This is a genomic window from Streptomyces sp. NPDC033178 (assembly GCF_055577685.1).
The window spans coordinates 60,480-80,223 of the sequence record NZ_JBVIPT010000032.1; the positions used below are offsets into that span (position 1 = coordinate 60,480).

Sequence of the window (19,744 nt, forward strand, 5' to 3'; positions counted from 1 at the left end):
GAGCTCAGGCGCGCTTCCACAGCACACGGACGGCGAAGTTCACTTCGGCCGTCCCCTTCGCGATGATCACGCCGCTCTCGCCACCGACCTTGAGGCCGAACTCGATCTCCATTTCGTCCGGCTGGAGTTCCTTCACGGCGTCGGATACCTGTGCCAGGGCCGGCCGCACCCGCTGTAATGCCGCGTGCAACGACGTCTGTGCACGGGCCACCGTCCCATCATCTGTCGCCAGTTCGAGGTCTGAGCCCGACAGGCCGCTGTCCACTTCGAAGACGGCCGTTTCTTCACAGCCATCCACGACCATCGCAATGAGCTCCGCCACAGTCTCCCCATTTGCTTCCAAGACAAGGAACCCATGGTGGGACATCCAGCGGTGATCCCGCAGTGAAAGCCGCAGTCCCGCTCCCACCAGATCCGGCCAGAACGCCAGCTGACCGTTCCGCAAAGATGTCGGCACGCTGCTGGACCCGAAGCACTCCTTTGCCGGTGGGAGCCGATGCGCCGCGCGCACCGGACCAGGGGCTTCGAGGGCTGTGGCAGACGGCGGTTCGCGATGGGTGTGGCGGTGACCGGCGTGAAGGGCAGCACTCTGGGTTGGGCGGCAGGCAGCGTACGAGGGACTGTGTGGTCCCGTGGCGCTGAACTGGCCGTCGCAGCAGCTCGTGGGAACCTCCCAGTGTGCCGGACTGTCATGAGGAGGGGTGATCACTCGGTTCTTGAGGCATGTAGTTGGAAGCGGGCAGATTCTTGTTGGCCTGGATGGGGCGGGGCACGGACAGGGGGGCGTTCTGTGGCGGGTGAAGCGCTCGCGGCGTTAGCTGCGGCAGGGGGAGTGGCCATCGTGCAGGCTGCTGGCACGGATGCATGGGCCGGGGTGCGGAGGACGGCGGCGCGGCTGCTGGGGCGTGGTGATCCGCAGCAAGAGTCGGCCGAGCTAGGGCGGTTGGACCAGACGGAGACTGCGCTGGTCTCTTGTGAACCTAATCGTGAGTCCCCAAGCGAGAGGGCGCGCTGGGAAGGCGTGTGGCAGACACGCTTGGAGATGCTGATGAGCAGCGTTCCGTTCGAGGAGCAGGGCACATATGTCCGTGACCTTCAGGAACTCATCGCGCTGGCGGGACACCCGATGCCGTCAGCCGACACACACAGTGCCAAGGCTGGTAGGGACTTGAGCGTTCGGTCCGATCACGGATCGGTGGCTGGTGGAGTGGTGCGTGTAGAGGGAGACCTGCGCGTTGAACACCCTTTCCAGGAATCTTCGCAGGAAGGGGGCCGCTGAGGGCTCCTGCACTGGGCGCACCGGCGACAGCGAGTGTGGTGGCGCAGTCAGGTTCCTGGGCTGCTGGTCACGTTCAGATCCGGCAGGTTGTGATGGGACGCGAACACGATCCTCATGATGCTCCTGTCACCCTGGCACCTCCGGTGGGAGACCGCGACCCTGCGTACCCGCTCCGTGGCCGTGACGCCCTGTTGGCGAGGCTGCTGGAGCTGTGCCGGTCAGGTGGAGAGGGTTGTCTGCACGTGCTGCATGGTCTTGGCGGCTGTGGCAAGACGGCATTGGCTCTGGAGGTGATTGATCACTTGCAACGCGGGCTTGCGGGCGTACCCCGCCGGATCGCATGGTGGATTGATGCCCGTCAGGCTGTCGTGCTGGACGGCGGTCTGAGGGCACTGGCCCGGCAGGCCGGTCTGAGCCGAGAGGAGGCATCGGCGGGCTGGGCGGCCGATGCGCTGTGGGAGTGCCTGGCGCGCGCACCCTATGACTGGGTACTCGTGGTGGACAATGTTGATGATCCACGTGTACTCGACGGGCCGGGGCGTCTGGCGGCGGGGACGGGATGGTTAAGGCCGCATGCCGCTCCGTCAGGGTTAATCCTGGTAACGACACGCGATGGAACTGCTCGCGCGTGGGGGCCGTCAGCGAAGCTGCATTCAGTGATCCCTCTGTCAGACGGCGCAGCATCGGAGATCTTGGTCGATCACGCGGGCACAGCGGCGGGTTCCCTCGACGCGGCCCGGGCGCTGGCCCGCCGGCTCGGTGGGCTGCCTTTGGCGTTGCGTATGGCTGGTTCCTATTTAGCCGAGGTGAACGGAATGCCAGGAGCCTTTCGGGACCCACATACCCCCACTGACTTCAGTTCCTATCACGCAGCGCTGGACGGGCCCGCCGGCGCCCGTCTGCATCCCGCGCAGGCAATTGGAGAAACCTGGCGTCTGTCGGTCGACTACTTGCATGCTCATGGGTTCCCATACGCTGGCTCGCTGCTGGACCTGCTCGCGACCTTCGCTGGTGCTCCCATTCCCTACACGCTGCTTCTACGGCCCACTGCGCTGGCCGGTGTTCACCAAGAGTTCGCGGGGCTGGATGGTGCCGGGCTCTGGGCGACTCTGAGTGAGTTGGATGCGCTCGGTTTGGTCGACCTCCAGGACCTGCCGGACTCCTTGCCCACAGCTTCCTTGCACCCGCTGATTCGTGACGCGAGCAGGTCTCGGACCCGGGTCGCACAGGCTGCACATCTACTGGGCCATGCTCTGCAACTTGACGACCTGGAAAAACCGGAGGAACCGCGCTCCTGGCAGGCGTGGCAGGTCCTCTTCCCCCATGCGCTCGCACTGCTTGAGCGCACCCGGGATGCAGATCTAGAGCTCTCGTCCCGTACCCGGTTGGCTGAGGCTGCCGAGATGGCGGGCCGCTATCTGCGTGCGCGTGGTCTGCCGCATGAAGCAGCCGACCAGCTCCAGCGAGTTCTCGCAGTCCGGCTGGAGTTCTGGGGACCGCAGCATGCCGAGACGCTCTCGAGCCAGCAGCACCTGGCCCGCGCACTGCACGATCTCGGGCGACTCGATCAGGCGCGCCACCTGTACGAGATGGTGTGGCGAAACAACGCGGAGTTGCAGGGTGAGGAACATCCCCATACCCTCATCGCACGTCATGAGCTCGGCAGGCTGCTGCATGACAGCGGAGACCTTCACACCGCTCACGGACACTTGTCCGCAGTGCTGGAGGTTCACCGCCGGGTACGTGGAGAAGAGCACAAGTACACACTGGCGGCCCGGCATGAGCTGGCACGCGTCCTGCACGATGAAGGCGATCTACGCGGTGCTCAGGACGAGTACGAGCAGGTCCTGGCCGCCCGTGGTCGACTGCTTGGCAATGACCATCCCCGGACATTGACCGCTCGTCATAACCTCGCATGCGTCCTCGACGATCTGGGGCAGCGGGATGAGGCGTGCCGCGAACTCCTCCACGTCCTGTCCGCTCGCCAGGAGGTACTTGGTGAGGAACACCCCGCCGTGCTCATCACTCAGTACCGGCTCGGACGGGTACTACACGCGCGCGGCGAGACCGATCAGGCACGATCGCTATTCCACCGCGTGGAGGAGACGGCGTCGCGGATCCTGGGAGCAGCCCATCCCCAGACGCTCAAGGCACGGGATGCCTTGCGGGGGCTGACGAGACAATCTGATACAGCGTGATGCACTCCGGCTGAGAGAAGCGGGCGATCGAGTACCGGCAGCCAGGAGCTAAAGGCTGCTCAGGGCTCTTGTGAGACTCTGGATACTGCTGACGGTCCCGGTGACACCCGCTTGGCGCAGCAGGCGTAACTGGTGGGGAGAAGATGCCACACCGATGAACTCCACACCGGCCGCCCGTGCCGCAAGGAAGTCCGCGACAGACTCACCGAGAAGCACGGTGCGCGTGCGATCGGCCCGCAGCGTGGTGGTTGCCAGGGCGACGAGATGCGGGTTGGGCTTCATCCTGCGTGGATCCGCGGGGCGACCGAAGACCCCGAAGCGATGCGGTGCAATCGTGTGATTCAGATAGGCAAGGAATGTTTCCACAGCGTCTGCCGCGTGATCAGTGACCACTGCCGCGTTCCATTCCCGTTCTGACACGATGCGGAGAAACTGAGTGACCCCTGGCAGCGGCTGCGCCTGACGCGCGGCCTCGACTTCAAACGAAGTGAGCAGGTGATCGAGACGTCGTAACTTGGAAGGGGTTCCATGCCGCACAAAGGAACGCAGCATCCCGACGGGGTCGGGTGAGGGCTGGGCATCGAGAGGAAGACGGAGATTGTGGGCGGCATGAGCCAACTCGTGTGTGACTGTCTGCCGATTCGTGACAAAGAGCCTGCACAGCAGTCCGTCGAAACTCAATAGGACTGTATCGATATCTGCGAACCGCCGCTGCAGTTCAGGCAGCGGCAGGTGTCCGTTGGCTGGCACGCCTCGCAGCTGGAGATGTGAACGAGTGCGCGGATACAGTGCGTCATACCAGGCCCGGAACTGCGCGTGATGTTTGATGCCGTCCTCAGAAATAGCGTACTGCTCTGTGCCTCCCGCTGTTCCGTCAGGAAACGTGTCGACCAGGTTACTTGGCATGGTCGAGAGAGTCGTGTCCGTGGTCATGAGCTGTGCTGCGCTCAAGGGGACCCCGAGACTGTCCGCTACCGAGCCGAGGTGGGAGAGCGCACGCCAGTGCTCAGCCGGCAGCGCGCAGCGGAAAAAGGAGTCCAAGCGCTGCGGCAGTGTGGAAATGATCTGCTGAATCCGGGACTTCTGCGCATGTATTCCCTTGATCGCCTCAGCCTGCTCATCAGCGGTCGCGGAGAAGTCGGCTACCACTTGGAGAGACGCCTGACGTCGAAGCACAGTGCGCAGGTTGGTGATCTCTTGCCCGATCACGACGGCCACCGTCGCTGCGGGACGCCCATAAAGCGAGGCAAGGGTCTTGATCCCGCTGTCGTCGGGGGGCGGGGCGTCAAGGCGTCCTGCTCTCGTGTACGAGCGGACGAGCGCCCGCAATGTCGGCACCGCAACTCTGATCCGCACCTGCACCTTTGCCGACCTGGCAATGAGGCGTTCGATTTCTATGGCTGTCACGCCAAGCTTGTCCGCCAGCTCGGCCAGGAGCGCGAAGCGCTGCGGCGGGAACACCCCTTCCCGCTCTGCGCGGCCGTAGGCTCGAACAGACAGCGCGAGGCTTTCGCTGAGGTCCTGGAGGCGGTAGCCGTTGAGGCGACGCAGATCTGCCAGCGTCCACTGCTCCATGGTGTCGGGGTCGGCGAGGCTGATCGCGTCAACGCCGAGTACGTCGGCAAGCTGCTTGATCCGTGGGGCTTCAGGGCGTCGCGTGCCTGCCTCGTAGAGAAGTATCTCTTCCTTCGAGGCACCGATGCGTGCGGCCAGCGCGGCCACGCTCAAACCATCCCCCTGCACCGCTGACCTGGCCATCCTCAAGCGCTGGCCGTCGAACCCAACTGCGAGCCCCCGTGCCATAGATGCTCCCTCCAGCTGCTCTCGCTACTCATACTAGAGATGCAACAGGCCCCTCGCAGGCGGGAACTTGGCTTTGCATGTGGGGCACCGACCTGGTGTCATGTCATTTAAGGGTGCGCATGGATGCGGCAGTGCCTGCATGTTGGAGCCACTGTTGGAAACCGATTGGCGAGGAACCCGATGCCGTCGTTCGACAGCAAAAGGGCCCCGCATCCCTGGTGGTCTGTTGTGCTGGGGTGCGGGGCCGTCCGGGCGGCGGTTGTGTCTGGCGTGTCCTACCTCGCGTGAGCGAGGGAGGCTCCGTGCGCTGATGTAGGAGTCAACTCACGGGGAGCCGGGGCTACTTCCCCGGTGCCAGAGACTGGTTGCCGTCCTCCGGATCACCTGGATCCGGCGATCGGAGCACCATTGGGCCCTCCTTCCTTCTCGGTCGGTTGATGGCTCTCGCGATCAGCCACAGACAGTGCGGGCCGCGGGAGCTCTCGGCCGGCCGAGAAGGCACTCATAACACTACCGCTCGACAGTCACTCCCTTCTCACCGTCCTCAGAACGGAAGAACTGGCCCAACTGGCCCACGGGGACAGGATTTTGCGGCTCACTGACAGTTCGCCCGGCGGCCCATAGCGTGACGAGTCGGATCTTCCCGCTTGTGGCAACTCCTGTGATCTCGCCCACTCCCCTGAGGGGTAATCCGCATACTGGGCAGGCACTTTCGACTGCCGGAACTGTAAAAACGAGCGATGATAGTCAAAATGTGAACCGAATCTGACGGTCTTACATCACTCGCAGATATGCGATGGCCAAGACATCCGGGCTGCCCGCTGTTGTAGGCCTTGGTCGCGGTTTCCCTGGGCGCCGATCGTTCCTTCAATTCCTGCCTCGTGTCGACCTCTGGTGCTGAAGCTGTGTTGGGCATGCTGAGGAGAAGTGCGTGAAAATTCCCTCGACTCCATGCCGTGCCCCTGGTCGAGTCGTACGCGTGATCGGGTGCCGGAGAAACAGGCGAAGGCGACAGCAGCAGGACCTTCTCCAGGACGCCTTCCCGGTCTTGACTTCCGAACCCGCTGCCGGCCTCCTCGTTCGAGGATCTCGGACGGATGTCCGAATTCGGCTCAGAGTCTTCCCGTCATGGATCGCCAAAACCCATTGAGGGAATCAATCTGGCCAGCGGTCATCCTCGTTCCCTGCGGTTGGCGAGTAGGTCAGCCGCCGAATCCATGAAATCAGTGAGGGAGGCGCCTGCGGACGAACCCAACTCCGGGAACACGCACCCCAGTCGGTGATCACGTGTGAACCGCGCCGGATCGAGACGTGGGTCCTCACACCAGGGTGTTAGGCGGAAGCCCACTTCTTCGGCGTCAGGGGCACGCTTGTCGATCAGAACCGGGAGATCACCGACCTTAAGATCGGCCCCGATCGCCTGCGCGATGCCGCGAGCATGTTCCGCGGCGCCACGTACGGCTGTTCTCGCTCTGAGGGCGTGTGGGACGTCCGCGCAGACGGGGATGTTGCACGAGTGGCACGCGATGGGGTGATTCATTCCGCACCCTGTGCGCGCGTGGCCGCAGGCCTGCCTGCGCTGCCCGCCGCCTCCCGCGGACGCGAAACCCGGAAGCGGCGGGCAACCACGTGCCTACATGGCGCGCCTTCCCCGCCGCCCCAGTTGCTTCAAGACCCGCCAGATACGGCGTCCCCCCATCAGTGGGGTCGGGACCGCTAGCCGTACGCAATGCGCTGCGAAGACCAACCCGGCCATCACGACGAATTGAGAGTGCAGCGTGTTCGCGGCGACGAAGAGACCCCCGAGGCAACCCGTGACTATGGCGTCCAGGAGCCGTCGCCTCCCGTCAGACAGCGCCTGGACCGGACGACTCTTGCTGCTCAGCATGTGATTGGCGGTAAGGACCAGCTGGGTCGGCCGCGCGCAATCCTCTGACGCGGGCAGGCTGATGAGCCCTTGAACGACTCGGGCCTCACGCATCGCCTCTTGGAAGTTCTGCGACTTCGTACGGGGAACGCTGAAGCTGATAGCAAGCTCCAGCGTCTTCTCGTTGTCCTCCGCCTCGTCTTGCGCCTCGGAGCATGCTTCGAGGTCATCCTGGCCGGACCGCGCAGCACTTTCCCTCATCCCCGCAGGGGAGGCGTCACGATGCTCGCTCTCGTCGAGCGGTGCCCACAATGCGCGGTGCACGGCGACGAAGAGGGGGTCTGCATCGTCTCCCCCGTCGTTGTAGTCGAACGGAGGAAGGTCGTCATGTTCCTGGCACGCGACGACGGCCGGCGACTCCAGCTGCCAACGCTCCATAACAGGGCTGGCCCACAGCCTCAGTGCTTCGTCGGCTCGCACGTGACCAAAGGCGGACGACCTGTCGATGATGAGCGTGAACGGATCAGTACGGAAGATCTCGGACTGGCTGGCAACCGTGTCCTCGATTTTGTCCGCAGTGTGCAGGCGAATGGGTTGAATCCTCACGCGTCGGCCTCCTTTTCATCGTTCGAGTCGGCGCCCCGCTGTAAGCCACGTTCCCGCTGCTCGGGCACTCCGAGGAGTTCGGCAAGACGGTCCTTGATGCGAGCCAAGTTTGTCCCTACCGCGCTGGGCGTCATATTGAGCCGCTCAGCAATCTCCTCTTGCGGAGTTCCATTCAAAGACAGGAGCAAGATCATTCGCTTCGCGTACGGCAGATCCGCAACGAAACGACAAATCTCCAGATTCAACTCCTTAGCTGCGTAGACGTCGTGAGGAGTCGCGACGACAGCCTGAAACAGGAAGTGGGCGTCCTCGTAGAGATCGGCAGCACTTATCTCCCGCCGCTGACGGGGCATGACACTTTTCAGCTTGTTGAGGATCGCCTTTCGCATCCATGCGGCCGGATACTGGATCTCTTGCCAGTGTTTATCGACCTCAAGAGCGACGTCCTGCACTACATCTTCGGCAAGATGCTGCGAACCACACATGCGGAACGCGTACGCCAAGGCGCGTTGGCGGTGGTCCTGGATGAAACCGGCGGACGTCTCCGGTTTATCCGAGTCCACCGACGAACTTGGCGGGCGCGACGCCTCGTTCGACGCCTCTTGATGCTCCGACTTCATCGACTCGGGCTCTCCACTGAGATTCTCAAAAAGGGCACCCACCCAACCGGGCGGCGGGGCTCTGGGCCCCTTGCTACTGCGTAGGGGGTACGAGGACGGGCATTGTCACAAGGTCGCCGAGAGGATCACTCGTACGAGTTACTCCTTCGAACGTGTGGACTTGGGTGCGGCTTGAACCGCACCATCGCTCGCCCCCGAAAGTACCGAGACATCAACGCCCCATGGTCCAGGGCCGGTTGCTGCGCCCAAGACCATCTCCATCCGAACCACACTGACAGCAAACGGCCTTGGCGCTCCGCGCGTCGGCAAGGGGTGCGGCTATTCCACACCCCAGCCCAGCAGGAAACGGGGCTACTCGACGCCACGTGGCAGAGGTGTCACCGGCGGAGCTGCGAGGAACGGAACTGTTGGTACATCGGCAGAAGTTGCATCGCTCCAGATCAGACGCGATCATTCCCGCGTTGAGAGCCCCCGGGGTCGAATCGGGGTCGAATTTGCCATTCTTTCGCCTCTCCAGCGCGTAGTTGCAGGTCAGGAGCGCGCTGAGGTGGCGTGGTGTCAGGCGTGAGAGTAATTGCTGAGCCTGTGGCCCTGAAGGATGTACGCGAGCAGATCCTTCGTCTGCTTGTGATGCCGGCTCGTCATAGCCTCTGACCTGTGGCTATGGGTGGAATTGACTGCGGCTGAGCCGAGTGGGTCCGCACCTGGCCCGGATCTTGGTCCCGCCTGTGACGTTGGCGTGCGAGGCCCGGGGGTCCGAAATGGCGCATGTAGTCACAACCGCCATGTGGCTCCCTTTGCGCCGGGGACCCTGAGTTGAAGCGGCCAGTGAGGAGCCTGTGGAGGCCTGACTCCCTGACCGGCGGGGTGACCGTCTGGCCGGGTTCAGGGTGCGTGGGACTGAGTCGGCATCATCGCAGGGCCCGAACCGTTTTGGTGTTCACGCAGAGCAGTCTGTGGCGGTTTCGGATCGGGATGCCTTTGACGAGTGGCCAGTGTCCATGCGTGGATGTCCTGATAGCGCCGCGGACCTGGGTGGCCGCTTACCGTGCTGCCGACCAGGTGGAGGCGTTCGGTCTGCCAAGGGCGTCCGGTGAAGCCGTCGAGGCAGGCGGCCGCCGCGGTTACGGACGCGTTGTCGTAGCGGCGAGCGCGGGCCAGCGTGAGATGGGGACGCAGAGGACGTTCGGCGAAGGCGACGCCGCAGTCCCTGACCCGCGCCCGTACTGCTTCGGCCAGCTCGTGCAGTCCGTCGAGATCGCCCTTGATGCCGCTCCACAGCACTCGCTCGTCGAAGTGACCGCCACCGAGCAGCGCCAGTTCGAGAGAGGGGCGGGCAGCCGCCAGGTCGGCGAGGGGAGAACGAAGCCGCTGGACGACCTGCACCGGCAGCTCGCCCAGGAATGCCAGGGTGATGTGCCAGTCCTCGATGCGATTCCAGCGCAGGCCGGGACAGGCGGCGTAGGCGGGGCTCAGCGCGTGCGCTAGCTCGCTCTTCGCATCGTCGGGCGGCGCGAGGGCGATAAACGCATGCTGGGTGGCGGTCCGGGACGGTTCGGTCACGCATGTCTTCCTACCTCATGCGTCCGCGTGGCCGACGCCCGACTGCCTGTCGTGCTGGCGAGGGCGTAGACGGGAAGAACGCGGCAACATATCTGGAGAACCCGAACGGTGGTTCCAAAACTGCCGATCATGGTTGACACCTGGGTCTCCGATCACTACGGAGACCCAGATGCCGAAATCCATGACCCGGGCGCAATCGATCAACGTCAGTGGCACACCCCTGAATTACACCTGCACCAACTGCGGTGGCCACTACACCGCTTCGCACTTCCCCTGCGACTGACCCCACCCCACCCACGAGACCCCTGCCCCGCCCCTCCGCGGCAAGGGCCGCCGTACCCGCGGGCACCCGGACATGTCACAGGAGCGTCACTCCATCCCCGCAAAGCACCCACACGGCGCATGATGCCCTCCTAGCCGCAGAGTTCCAGGGGGAACCATGAGCCAACCGCAGTACCCGCCCCAGCAGCCCGGTTGGCCCGGCCAGCAACCCGCGTGGGGCGCGCCACCTCCGCCGCCCCCGAAGCGGAAGAACTACGGTGGATGGATTGTGGCCGGCGTCCTCAGTGCGGTTGCCGTGATCGCCGTGTTCGGAGCGGTCAAGAACGGCTTCGCGCCGAAGGACGACAAGGGGACGAGGGCAAGCTCCGACGTCCGGGAGACTCGAACGCCGCAGCAGAACGAGCCTCTTGAGGAAGAGGCGGCGGCTCCGGAATCGGCCATCGAGGTCAGCGCGAGGAAGACCGGGTTCACCGCGAGCATCCTCGCCGACGGCACCAACTACACCAGCGTCAAGGTGACCGTCACAAACAATGGCGACGAACCGATCAGCGTGAACCCGCTGTACTTCGCCATCACCGACACCGGCGGCACGAAGCACACTGCCGAACTCGGCGTCGACAGCGGCCAGATTGACACCGTGGACCTAGCCCCGGGCGAGAACATGTCCGGCGTTATCACGGGCAAGGGGCGCTTCACGCCGAAGTACGTGACGTACACCGACGGGCTGATTGGGGACTCGGTCCGCGGCGACGTGTCCTGACCTCGGGACCATCCTGGTCCTGTCGACCAGCGTCGTCGGGGCCTTCGTATGCCCGCGAGTTGCAGCCCCCAAGATCCCGGCGCGCCCGAAATCCGTACCTTTCCGGGCAGGGAGGTACAGCGGTGGCAGGCGGCCCGACAGCGGAGAATGCAGACGTGGCACTCGTGCGCGAGCACGAGGCCGTGATCCTGCGTACCCGCGATCGGCTCCATTTCCGGGAGATCGCGTTGAGGGCTGGGTCAAGCCGCCGGCGGCTGGCTGGAGGGGGCGGCCTGGTCGGAGGGCTGGTCCAGCTGCTGCTGGCGGCGCCGCTGCTCGTTGCGGTGGCCTTCGACACGCTGGGTGAACAGCTTCAGCGCCTCGAATTCCCCGACGTCGCCGAACTCGCTGTAGGGGCCGATTCCGAGGGTGACGGCGTTTCGTGCGTCCTGGTGTTGCTGGGAGTCCGGATGGACGGCACGAAGGAGCTGATCGCGCTCGCGGAGGGACTGCGCGAATCCACCGAGTCGTGGGCCGACCTGCTGCGCGACTGCCGCCGCCGCGGCATGCACGACCCCGAACTGGTGATCGGCGACGGCGCGATGGGCCTGTGGAAGGCCCTGGCCCAGGTGTTCCCGGCCACCCGCCATCAGCGGTGCTGGGTCCACAAGGCCCGCAACGCCTCGAACGCCCTGCCGAGGTCCGCACAGCCGGGCGCGACGAAGGCGATGCAGGAGATCTGCAACGCCGAGGACCGCGCGCACGCCGAGCGGGCGATCGAGGCGGTCGCGAAGACCTACGGCGCAAAGTGGCCCAAGGCGGTCGCGAAGATCACCGAGGACCGTGACGAACTGCTCGCCTTCTACGATTTCCCCGCCGAGCACTGGATCCACTTGCAGACTACCAACCCCATCGAGTCGACCTTCTCCACGGTCAAACTCCGCACCAAGATCACCCGCGGCGCGGGCAGCCCGGCGGCCGCTCTCGCGATGGTGTTCAAGCTGGTCGAGTCCGCTCAGGCGCGTTGGCGCGCGATCACCGGAGCCCACTTGGTGTCCCTGGTTCGCGCCGGTGCACGATTCGAGAACGGCGTCCTGGTTGAGCGCGAGGAGCAGGCCGCATGAACGTCCACGACGTCCTGCAGAACCCGGACGAGCACGTCCGCTTCGAGGCCTACCTCGACAAGCTGGGGCGCGTTGCCGACGCGAACGAGCTTGACCTGGTCAGCCGCGTGCTCACTGACCCGGACCAGACGATGGCCCGGTCCGCTGTGCTGCGGCACCTGGACCGTCGAGCCGCTGGCCTCTACCCGGGCCCCGCCTACGAGGGGTGGGCGCAGGCGATGACCCAGGCCACGATCGACCACCCCTTCCTGGCTGAGCGCCTGCGGGAGTGGTCACTTTTCCGGGCCATCACGCTCAAGCTGCCCTGGCAGCCGGAGGACCTGCTCGCGTCATCCAACTGGCTCCAGCTCAAGACCACGGCCGGGACGAACACCGAGGCCATCGAGATCCTCGCCGAAGCCGGCCGCACCAAGCGGATCCGCAACACTTCCAGGATCGGCCTCAACCACCGCAACGAGAGCTGAAATCAACTCACCCACAACTCTCGACTATTGCTCACACGAACCCGCGGTGGAGGTCGTTCGCGCGCAGCCGAAGGCCGCTACCAGGCGACCGTTCCCCTTGACCTACTGCGAGACGCTCTGCTCTGCGCCTGTGACCGCCTGTCCATACGCCCCGGCCGTCGATCGCCCACAGCGGGTTCGCCGACACGGACTGCAGACGGTTCTCCTGCTCCCGCCGGTCGCAGTGCGCGACCGGCGGGAGCAGGAGTGTTGAGGAACTTCACAGCACTCCGAGAGCACAGGCCACTGCCGCCTCGTCGTTGGTAACTCCGGCCCTCACCAGTAGAGTTCGGCACAGGGTTGGGTTGTCTTGCGTATCGGCTACGCGGCACGCCTCCTCCACCCGGGGGCCCACGTCGTAGCCTCGTTGGGCAATGAAAAGCCTGCACTGAGCCGCATTGGCCTGTGCAGGCATGGCGGAAGCCAGGACAGCGGCTCCTCCGATGAACATGGCCGCGGCTAAGCCGACCAGCGCTCGCCTCCTGCGCATGATTGTCTGCCTCCTCTAACGATGCGCACCATCGGTGCGCTTAGACGGTCTCCCATGCGAGCACCGGAGGGAATGATTCCGCTCGGATTGGAGGCTGCTGCGCAGTATTCGCACGGCCTTGCGGCGCAGGGGTGCTGCACGTGCAGTAGGCCGGCCTCGGTCGGGTAGCAAGAGGCGCGGCGGAGTCCTTCTCGTGAGCAGCATCGGGACGGCCTGGCCGCCGTCCAGTGGCGGCGGTTGTTCGAGCACGAAGTGACCGCGCTCGACATCAACGGCGCCTACCTGTCCGCGCTCAAGACACAATTGCCGCTCGGGCAGCTGGAACACGCAGTCGGCAATCATCACGACCGGCGCCGCGCCGGCCTGTACCTGATTACCCCGCCCGAATGGGACCACGAGACGGTGCTGCCGAACCCGATCGGCAACCGCGACGAAGCCGGCCCGCTGTGGGTGACCGAACCAACCCTGCGCCTGCTGCTGCGCCTGCCCGGCCCGAAGTACGGCCTGTCCGACCCGCCGCAGATCCACGAATTCTGGACGTCCAGGGCGACCGAGGGACTGCTGGAGAAGTTCCGCATCGTTCTCAAGGACGCCCGTGACCGGGCGATCGCCGACGGCGACGACGTGACGCTGTAGTACGTGAAGGCGATGTACTCGAAGTTCGTGTCCACGCTGGGGGAGTCGAACTACAACCGGGAGCTCTACCGCACCGACTGGATGCACATCATCCGCTCCCAGGCGTTCGCGAACCTGTGGTGGAAAGCCCGCCGCCCCTACGACGAAGGCCTGCTGGTCGTCCGCGCCATGGGCACCGACGAACTCCATGTGGCCGGTGACTGGCGGGCGGTGTTCCCTGAGGGCCGCGGCGTCACCGAAGTCAAGGTAAAAGACACCTACACCGTCGGCGTTAACCCAGACCAGGCGCCGCAACCCCCTGAGCTTCTCTCCTGAGGCCGGTCATCCGTGCTGGCGTCAAATTCCCTCCCGCACCGGGGCGGGTGACCGGCCCTCCCAAGCCCGTAGAGTGATCCACGACCGAGAACCCGGAAGAGACGATGCCTGAGCGGAACATCGAGTTCGGCAAGTACGGCGCCCACGGCATCAAGGGCCACGAGGCCGTCGCGCGGCAGCTGGACGGGCTCGCCGGCTACATCGCCACTCCCGTCACCGCGCGACGTGGCCTGCTCGCCCGGCTGCACTACCTCACCTGCAGCGACCATGCCCGTGCTGCTGCCCAGGCCGCCGGGCTGACCGTCACCGACCGCACCCTGCGCGCCTGGCAGACCGGCACCCGCACTCCCTCACGCCGCAACCTCGCCGCGATCGAGCAGGCCTACCGCACCGTGCGCCGCGAGAACGTCGCCCGCTACCTCACCGCCCGCCTCAACCGTGAAGGCCGCGGCACCCGCGTGGAAATCCATCCGCTCAACCAGTCCGCCGTCGACCGTCCCCGCCAGCGCGCGGTGGAATTCCGCACGATGAACGTCCGCCGCTGGGACCGCATCGTTGCTGCCTGGGTCGCCGCCGACGACCAGGAACTGGACGACGCGTGGGTCGACCAGGTCGTCGACCTCGGCTCGCAGTGGGGCCAGTACGAATACGTCACCACCGTCGGATTCGCCGCCTGAAGCGGTGACTCGGGGTTGCTGGTGGGTCATTGATTAGCAGTAGCGATGGCCGCAGAATTCGGCCCTTCTTCGGCACTCCCGGGGGCCATCCCTGCGGGTGCGGGGAGCAGGGAACCAACTTCGGCCGCAACGTCTCGGGCTTGGGGTCATCCCCGCGGGTGCGAGAAGCAGGCCTTGAGCAGGGCGACGCCGCGATATCCGGAGCTGCTCGAGGACCTGCTCGTCCACGACCCGCGGGTGGTCCTTCTTGCCGAGCTTCCGGCCCTGTCTCCTGTGGACCGGCGTACACCGTGGCGAGGTGGTCGGTGGGACCATCCCCGCAGATGCGGGGAGCAGTCGCGGCGATGGCCGAGGAACTGCAGACCCAGGGGATCATCCCCGCAGGTGCGGGGTGTCGGCGACGCTTGAATAGTGAGCCGATTCCGGCGGGAACCCGTCCGAGGTCGCGGCCGCGCATGCGATAGCTGTCGCCCTTCAGCGAGATCACCTCGGCATGATGGACGAGGCGGTCGATCATCGCGGCGGCCACGGTATCGGCGCCGAACACCTCGCCCCAGCGTCCGAAGGGCTTATTGCTGGTCACGATCACCGAGGCACGTTCGTAGCGGCCCGAGATGAACTGGAAGAACAGGTTCGCGGCCTCGGGTTCGAAGGGGATGTAACCCACTTCGTCGACCACGATCAGCGGGATCCGGCCCAGTTGGGTCAACTCGTCGCTGAGCCGGCCCGCTTGGTGGGCTTCGGCGAGGCGGGTGACCCACTGGGCGGCGGTGGCGAAGGCGACTCGGTGGCCGGACTGGCAGGCCCGGATGCCGAGCCCGGTGGCGAGGTGGGTCTTGCCGGTACCGGGCGGCCCCAGGAAGATCACGTTCTCCTTCCCGACGACGAAGTCCAGGGTCCCCAGATGGGCGATGACCTCACGTTTCACGGACCGCTGGTGGTCGAAGTGGAAGTCCTCCAGGGACTTGCGGGAGGGGAAACGAGCGGCCCGGATGCGTCCCTCGGCGCCGTGGGAATCGCGGGCGGCGACCTCGCGCTGAAGACAGGCGGCCAGATACTCCTCGTGGCTCCAGCCCTCGTCGCGGGCCCACTCGGCGAGCCGGGCGGCAGCGTCCCGCAGAGCAGGTGCCTTCAACGCTTTGGTCAGATAGATGAGTTCGGAGCCGACGTCGCGGCTGGTCCTGGCCTGGGTGGTGCCGTTCTTCGTGCTCATCACGCTGCCCCTTCACCTGTGCTCAGTCCGCCGTCGATGACACCGAAGATCCGGTCGTAGGTGTCCAGCGACCGTACTTCGACCTCCGTCACGTCCGCTGGTGCCGGATTCGTGCCGGCGGCCGCCTTGCGGGCGGCTGTGGCAGCGGTCGCGTGGTCCGGGTCGGTGATGGTCTGGTGGCGGGCCCAGCTGCGGACATGGCGGGCGACCTCGACGCCGTCGCAGGTCACCAGGACTTGGTCCAGGTCTGCAGCGACCTCAATGCGACGGCCGACAGCCAGCGGATGCACCGAGTAGTCGCAGGTGTCCAGGCGGACATAGTGATCCCTTGGCAGCCGCAGCGATGCCTTCCACCAGCCCGGCGGGGCGATCGGCGGCAGGGCCAGAATCCGGGAGCGGTCGGCCTCCAGCCGATCCGCCGGGCGGGCCTGCAAGGTCCGGTGGATGCGCCGGTTAGCCCTGGTCAGCCAGTTGGCGAGCTTGATGTTGAAATCGGCAGGCGAGGCGAACACCCGCCCCGGCAGGAACGACGTCTCCAGATAGCGGTTGGCCCGCTCGACCAGGCCCTTGGCCTCCGGATCCCGCGGCTTGCAGAGCAGGAACTTGATGCCCAGCAGTCCGGCGAACGCGGCGAAGTCATCGGTCAGTTGAGGACCACCAGGCCGCCAGGAACCGACGGCTCCCTCGTTGTCCCAGACCTTGTGTCCTGAACATGAAAGGGAGCTGGTTGTAGGAACAGCTTCCGAAAATGGTGCTGTGCGGAAGATGAAGGATTTGTGGCCCTTCGGAGTCGCCCTGCGGGGGGAGACTTCAAACCGCCTCATGCTGCGTTGGGTTGAAGACCGTCGTGGTGAGCGATGAGGAAAAGGCGTTGTAAGAGGCGTCAGGTGGGGACCGGGAAGACGAACGCAAGTGAATCGCTGCTGATGTGTCGAAAGACAAACAGATGACATCGAAACCGGGGCATGATCTGGGCTCCGGGATAAGCCTGGCGGGTGCCCGTTTATTGGCCAGGTGGTGTCTCGGCATGTAGGCGACGTGAGTCCGGTCTGCGGCTTCCGCATGGAAAAGGAGAAGGCAGGCCCCGACACTGTCCGCCGCGTGGCGGCGGGCGAGAGGGAGTGCCCCAAGCGGCGGACACCGCGAGGGGTCGAGTACCGATGCGGGGTCTGCCGGCGGACCGGCTCGTAGTAGTGATGAAGCCCCTGTAATGGGGGTGGAGCGAAGGGGCCGGGTCGTTAGTGACTGAGTTGATCGCATCAACCGGACGGTGTCCGGGAGGAGTTCGATGGGCCAGTTGAAGTCGCAGGCCAAGCCGTTTGATATTTCGAAGTGGGAAGTCAAGGAGGCGTGGGAGGAAGTCAGGGTGAACAGAGGCGCACCAGGAGTGGATGGGCAGAGTATCGACGACTTCGAGAAGGACCTGAAGAATAATCGGTACAAGGTCTGGAACCGGATGTCGTCGGGCTCTTACTTTCCACCGCCGGTGCGTGCAGTGGCCATTCCCAAGCCGCACGGCGGCGGCACGAGAATGCTCGGCATTCCCGCTGTTGCCGACCGAGTGGCGCAGACCGTAGTGGCCCGGCACCTGGCGCGAAGGGTGGAGCCCATTTTCCATCCGGACAGCTTCGGATACCGGCCGGGGCGGTCCGCCTTGGACGCGGTGGGGAAATGCCGGGAGCGCTGCTGGAAGCGGGACTGGGTGGTGGAGTTCGACATCGCCAAGTTCTTCGACAGTGTGCCCTGGGACCTGCTGGTCAAGGCGGTGGAGGCGCACACTGACGCCGTTTGGGTGAAGTTGTATGTGCGGCGGTGGCTTGCGGCCCCGCTCGCCATGCCCGACGGCTCCCTGCTGGAGCGGGAGCTAGGGACCCCACAGGGGGCTCCGGTTTCTCCCGTATTGGCGAACCTGTTCCTGCACTACGCGTTCGACACATGGATGGCCCGGGAGTTCCCGGCCGTCTGGTTCGAGCGCTATGCGGACGATGCGGTGCTGCACTGCGTCTCCGAGCGCGAGGCCCGCCAGGTGCTGGCTGCGCTCACGGACAGGATGGCCGAGGTCGGGCTGCAACTGCACCCGGCCAAGACCCGGATTGTGTACTGCCAGAACGGCAAACGCCGACGCTCCTACGAGCACACCGCGTTCACCTTCCTCGGATACGCCTTCCGCGCCAGGCGAAGCCGGAACCGGCACGGCAGGCAGCTCCTGTCGTTCGATCCGGCGGTCAGCAAGGACGCCCTGACGAGGATGAGCCGGGAGGTGCGCTCCTGGCACCTGCACACCCGCTCGGACCTTTCTTTCAACGAACTCGCCCGCAGGATCAACCCTGCGGTGGCGGGCTGGCTCAACTACTACAGCCGTTTCGGGCCGTGGGAGTTGCGCACCTTCGCGATGCGCATCAACGCCTACCTGGTGCGTTGGATCCGCCAGAAGTACAAGCGGCTCGCGGGCAGACGGAAGGCCCTCGCGAAACTCGTGGAGATCGCTCAGCGATACCCCCGTATGTTCGCGCATTGGCGCCTGACGACGGATGCCGTGCTGGCCTGCTGATCAGAACGGCAAGAGCCGTGTAACGGGCGACTGTTACGCACGGTTCTGTGAGAGCCGAGGGGTGAGACTCCCCTCGGCTACTCGGCAGCACCCGTGGGACGGCGCCCAGCTCGGTCAGCAGCCGCCAGTGCCCGGCGATCAGGTCGGCCGCAGACCTCGATGGCAGCATCCGCGCGGTGATCCACCGCGAATAGCCAGCGACCATGACCAGCACGGGCGGCCGCCCGACCTGGCCGAAGCCGAGCGGGATGTCTGCCGGCGGGAACCACAGGTCGCACTGGCCGATCTCGCCCGGCTCATAAACCGTCCGCGAGGCCGGATCCGCGGGCCGATAGGCCGGCCGCAAGTCCCGGATGCGGTCCTTGAGCACGGTCAGGCCGCGGTCCCAGCCGATCCGCTCCGCGATCACCGTCGTGGGCATCTCCGGCCACTGTTCGAGCAGTTCACGGATCTGCGGCTCGACCGCGTCCACGATCGAGCCCTTCGGCGCCCGCTGATACTTCGGCGGCGCGTCGTCCGCGATCGCTCTGCGGACAGTGTTCCTCGCGATCCCCAGCTTCCTCGCGATCGCCCGCACCGGCATCTGCTCGGCCCGATGAAGCCGGCGGATCTCCGCCCAGTCCTCCACGCTGATCACCACTCCTCCCGGCCTGACTCAACGAGCCAGACCTCTGGAGGGGGTCAACTTTCAAGCGCCGCTACCGGTCCAATTTTCAGGTTCTGGTCCACTTCTTGGGCTCTGTCGCTGATTTGGGGGTAGGTGACGATCAAGGACGGGTGGGCATCACCTTGGCGTGGGGGATGTGGTTCGCCTCGCTGACCTCCTTTTTCAGGGGGTCGGAGTCGAGGTAGAAGAGGTTGTTCTTGGGGACGCTGAGGTCCGTCTTGCCGTGCGGTCCGCGGTGGGGTCGGTCGCCTGTCCGGGGTGTGGATGGAGATCCGCGTGTGTGCACTGCTACTACCAGCGGTGTCTGGCGGACCGTCCCGTTGCCGGCCGTCAGGTGCGACTCGATCTGCGGGCACGTCGTCTCGTGTGCGGCAACGACAGTTGTGAGCGTCGGACGTTCGCCGAGCAGATCCCGGACCTGACGCGTCGACACGCACGCCGCACGAATGCCCTCACCGCCCAGCTCACGGACATCGCCCTGTTTCTGGGCGGACGTGCCGGCGCCAGTTTGTGCGGACGCCTGGCCGTCACTATCGGCAAGGACACCCTGCTCCGCCTCCTTCGCGCACTGCCCGTCCCGCAGCCGGAGTCTGTCCCATGCCTGGGTGTCG

The 19,744-nt window shown here is 65.4% G+C and carries 13 protein-coding genes and 4 pseudogenes; 9 read left to right on the forward strand and 8 right to left on the reverse strand.

Features of this window, described 5'->3' with window-relative positions:
• Positions 1-4 precede the first annotated feature (4 nt).
• Positions 5-322, reverse strand: a complete 318-nt coding sequence (locus tag ACZ5VQ_RS46700) for a CU044_2847 family protein (RefSeq protein ID WP_469110332.1) — start codon at positions 320-322, stop codon at positions 5-7.
• Positions 323-1,521: 1,199 nt separating this feature from the next.
• Here ACZ5VQ_RS46700 and ACZ5VQ_RS46705 point away from each other — a divergent pair.
• Entirely contained in the window at positions 1,522-3,477 is a 1,956-nt protein-coding gene (locus tag ACZ5VQ_RS46705) for a tetratricopeptide repeat protein (protein ID WP_469110333.1), read from the forward strand.
• A gap of 48 nt (positions 3,478-3,525) precedes the next feature.
• Here the strand turns inward: ACZ5VQ_RS46705 and ACZ5VQ_RS46710 are convergent, their stop codons facing one another.
• The 4 genes from ACZ5VQ_RS46710 to thpR form a co-directional block, all read right to left on the reverse strand.
• On the reverse strand, positions 3,526-5,280 hold the full coding sequence (locus tag ACZ5VQ_RS46710) for an HAD hydrolase-like protein (protein ID WP_469110334.1): 1,755 nt from the start codon (positions 5,278-5,280) through the stop codon (positions 3,526-3,528).
• Between the two features lie 1,633 nt (positions 5,281-6,913).
• Complete coding sequence (locus ACZ5VQ_RS46715) at positions 6,914-7,753, reverse strand: hypothetical protein (protein WP_469110335.1); 840 nt, start codon at positions 7,751-7,753, stop codon at positions 6,914-6,916.
• The gene (locus ACZ5VQ_RS46720; protein WP_469110336.1) at positions 7,750-8,373 is read right to left on the reverse strand and encodes an RNA polymerase sigma factor; all 624 of its coding nucleotides are present in this window, start codon (positions 8,371-8,373) and stop codon (positions 7,750-7,752) included. Before ACZ5VQ_RS46720 ends, ACZ5VQ_RS46715 begins: the two co-directional genes overlap by 4 nt.
• A gap of 885 nt (positions 8,374-9,258) precedes the next feature.
• Positions 9,259-9,936 carry an RNA 2',3'-cyclic phosphodiesterase gene (gene thpR / locus ACZ5VQ_RS46725; RefSeq protein WP_469110337.1) on the reverse strand — a complete coding sequence of 226 codons (678 nt, stop codon included), beginning with the start codon at positions 9,934-9,936 and terminating at the stop codon, positions 9,259-9,261.
• 550 nt (positions 9,937-10,486) lie between these two features.
• Between thpR and ACZ5VQ_RS46730 the strand changes: the two genes are divergently transcribed.
• The 5 genes and pseudogenes from ACZ5VQ_RS46730 (at position 10,487) to ACZ5VQ_RS46750 (ending at position 14,702) form a co-directional block, all read left to right on the forward strand.
• Positions 10,487-10,978 (forward strand): DUF4352 domain-containing protein, encoded by a 492-nt coding sequence (locus ACZ5VQ_RS46730; protein WP_469110338.1) that lies wholly within the window; start codon positions 10,487-10,489, stop codon positions 10,976-10,978.
• Between the two features lie 422 nt (positions 10,979-11,400).
• Positions 11,401-12,081, forward strand: a pseudogene (locus ACZ5VQ_RS46735) (IS256 family transposase); the annotation flags it as partial.
• Positions 12,078-12,545 carry a hypothetical protein gene (locus ACZ5VQ_RS46740; RefSeq protein WP_469110339.1) on the forward strand — a complete coding sequence of 156 codons (468 nt, stop codon included), beginning with the start codon at positions 12,078-12,080 and terminating at the stop codon, positions 12,543-12,545. The pseudogene ACZ5VQ_RS46735 and the gene ACZ5VQ_RS46740, both read left to right, overlap by 4 nt.
• Positions 12,546-13,317: 772 nt before the next feature.
• Positions 13,318-14,025, forward strand: a pseudogene (locus ACZ5VQ_RS46745) (transcriptional regulator); the annotation flags it as partial.
• A gap of 104 nt (positions 14,026-14,129) precedes the next feature.
• Positions 14,130-14,702, forward strand: coding sequence for a transcriptional regulator (locus ACZ5VQ_RS46750; RefSeq protein ID WP_469110340.1), 573 nt, complete (start codon positions 14,130-14,132; stop codon positions 14,700-14,702).
• Here the strand turns inward: ACZ5VQ_RS46750 and istB are convergent.
• A complete protein-coding gene (istB, locus tag ACZ5VQ_RS46755) occupies positions 14,677-15,915 on the reverse strand; it encodes an IS21-like element helper ATPase IstB (RefSeq protein ID WP_469110341.1) in 1,239 nt (412 codons plus the stop codon). The two genes, ACZ5VQ_RS46750 and istB, sit on opposite strands and share 26 nt — an antisense overlap.
• Positions 15,915-16,739, reverse strand: a complete 825-nt coding sequence (locus ACZ5VQ_RS46760; protein ID WP_469110342.1) for a Mu transposase domain-containing protein — start codon at positions 16,737-16,739, stop codon at positions 15,915-15,917. Before ACZ5VQ_RS46760 ends, istB begins: the two co-directional genes overlap by 1 nt.
• A 464-nt stretch (positions 16,740-17,203) precedes the next feature.
• On the opposite strand from ACZ5VQ_RS46760, the gene ltrA reads away from it, so the two are divergent.
• Together ltrA and ACZ5VQ_RS46770 are read left to right on the forward strand one after the other, a co-directional pair.
• Positions 17,204-18,466 carry a group II intron reverse transcriptase/maturase gene (ltrA, locus tag ACZ5VQ_RS46765; RefSeq protein WP_469110343.1) on the forward strand — a complete coding sequence of 421 codons (1,263 nt, stop codon included), beginning with the start codon at positions 17,204-17,206 and terminating at the stop codon, positions 18,464-18,466.
• A 362-nt stretch (positions 18,467-18,828) separates the two neighbouring features.
• Positions 18,829-18,963: a hypothetical protein gene (locus ACZ5VQ_RS46770; RefSeq protein ID WP_469110346.1), complete on the forward strand. Its 135-nt coding sequence runs from the start codon at positions 18,829-18,831 to the stop codon at positions 18,961-18,963.
• 32 nt (positions 18,964-18,995) lie between these two features.
• On the opposite strand, the pseudogene ACZ5VQ_RS46775 reads toward ACZ5VQ_RS46770, so the two are convergent.
• A pseudogene (locus ACZ5VQ_RS46775) lies at positions 18,996-19,106 on the reverse strand (helix-turn-helix domain-containing protein); the annotation flags it as partial.
• Between the two features lie 307 nt (positions 19,107-19,413).
• Here ACZ5VQ_RS46775 and ACZ5VQ_RS46780 point away from each other — a divergent pair.
• Positions 19,414-19,744: pseudogene (locus tag ACZ5VQ_RS46780) on the forward strand (ISL3 family transposase); the annotation flags it as partial.

Excerpts from the sequence above, each read along its gene's own strand:
- ACZ5VQ_RS46710 (WP_469110334.1), bottom strand. The coding sequence starts at position 5,280 with ATGGCACGGGGGCTCGCAGTTGGGTTCGACGGCCAGCGCTTGAGGATG.
- ACZ5VQ_RS46720 (WP_469110336.1), bottom strand. The coding sequence starts at position 8,373 with ATGAAGTCGGAGCATCAAGAGGCGTCGAACGAGGCGTCGCGCCCGCCA.
- ACZ5VQ_RS46740 (WP_469110339.1), top strand. The coding sequence starts at position 12,078 with ATGAACGTCCACGACGTCCTGCAGAACCCGGACGAGCACGTCCGCTTC.
- ACZ5VQ_RS46750 (WP_469110340.1), top strand. The coding sequence starts at position 14,130 with ATGCCTGAGCGGAACATCGAGTTCGGCAAGTACGGCGCCCACGGCATC.
- istB (WP_469110341.1), bottom strand. The coding sequence starts at position 15,915 with ATGAGCACGAAGAACGGCACCACCCAGGCCAGGACCAGCCGCGACGTC.
- ACZ5VQ_RS46760 (WP_469110342.1), bottom strand. The coding sequence starts at position 16,739 with ATGAGGCGGTTTGAAGTCTCCCCCCGCAGGGCGACTCCGAAGGGCCAC.
- ltrA (WP_469110343.1), top strand. The coding sequence starts at position 17,204 with ATGGGCCAGTTGAAGTCGCAGGCCAAGCCGTTTGATATTTCGAAGTGG.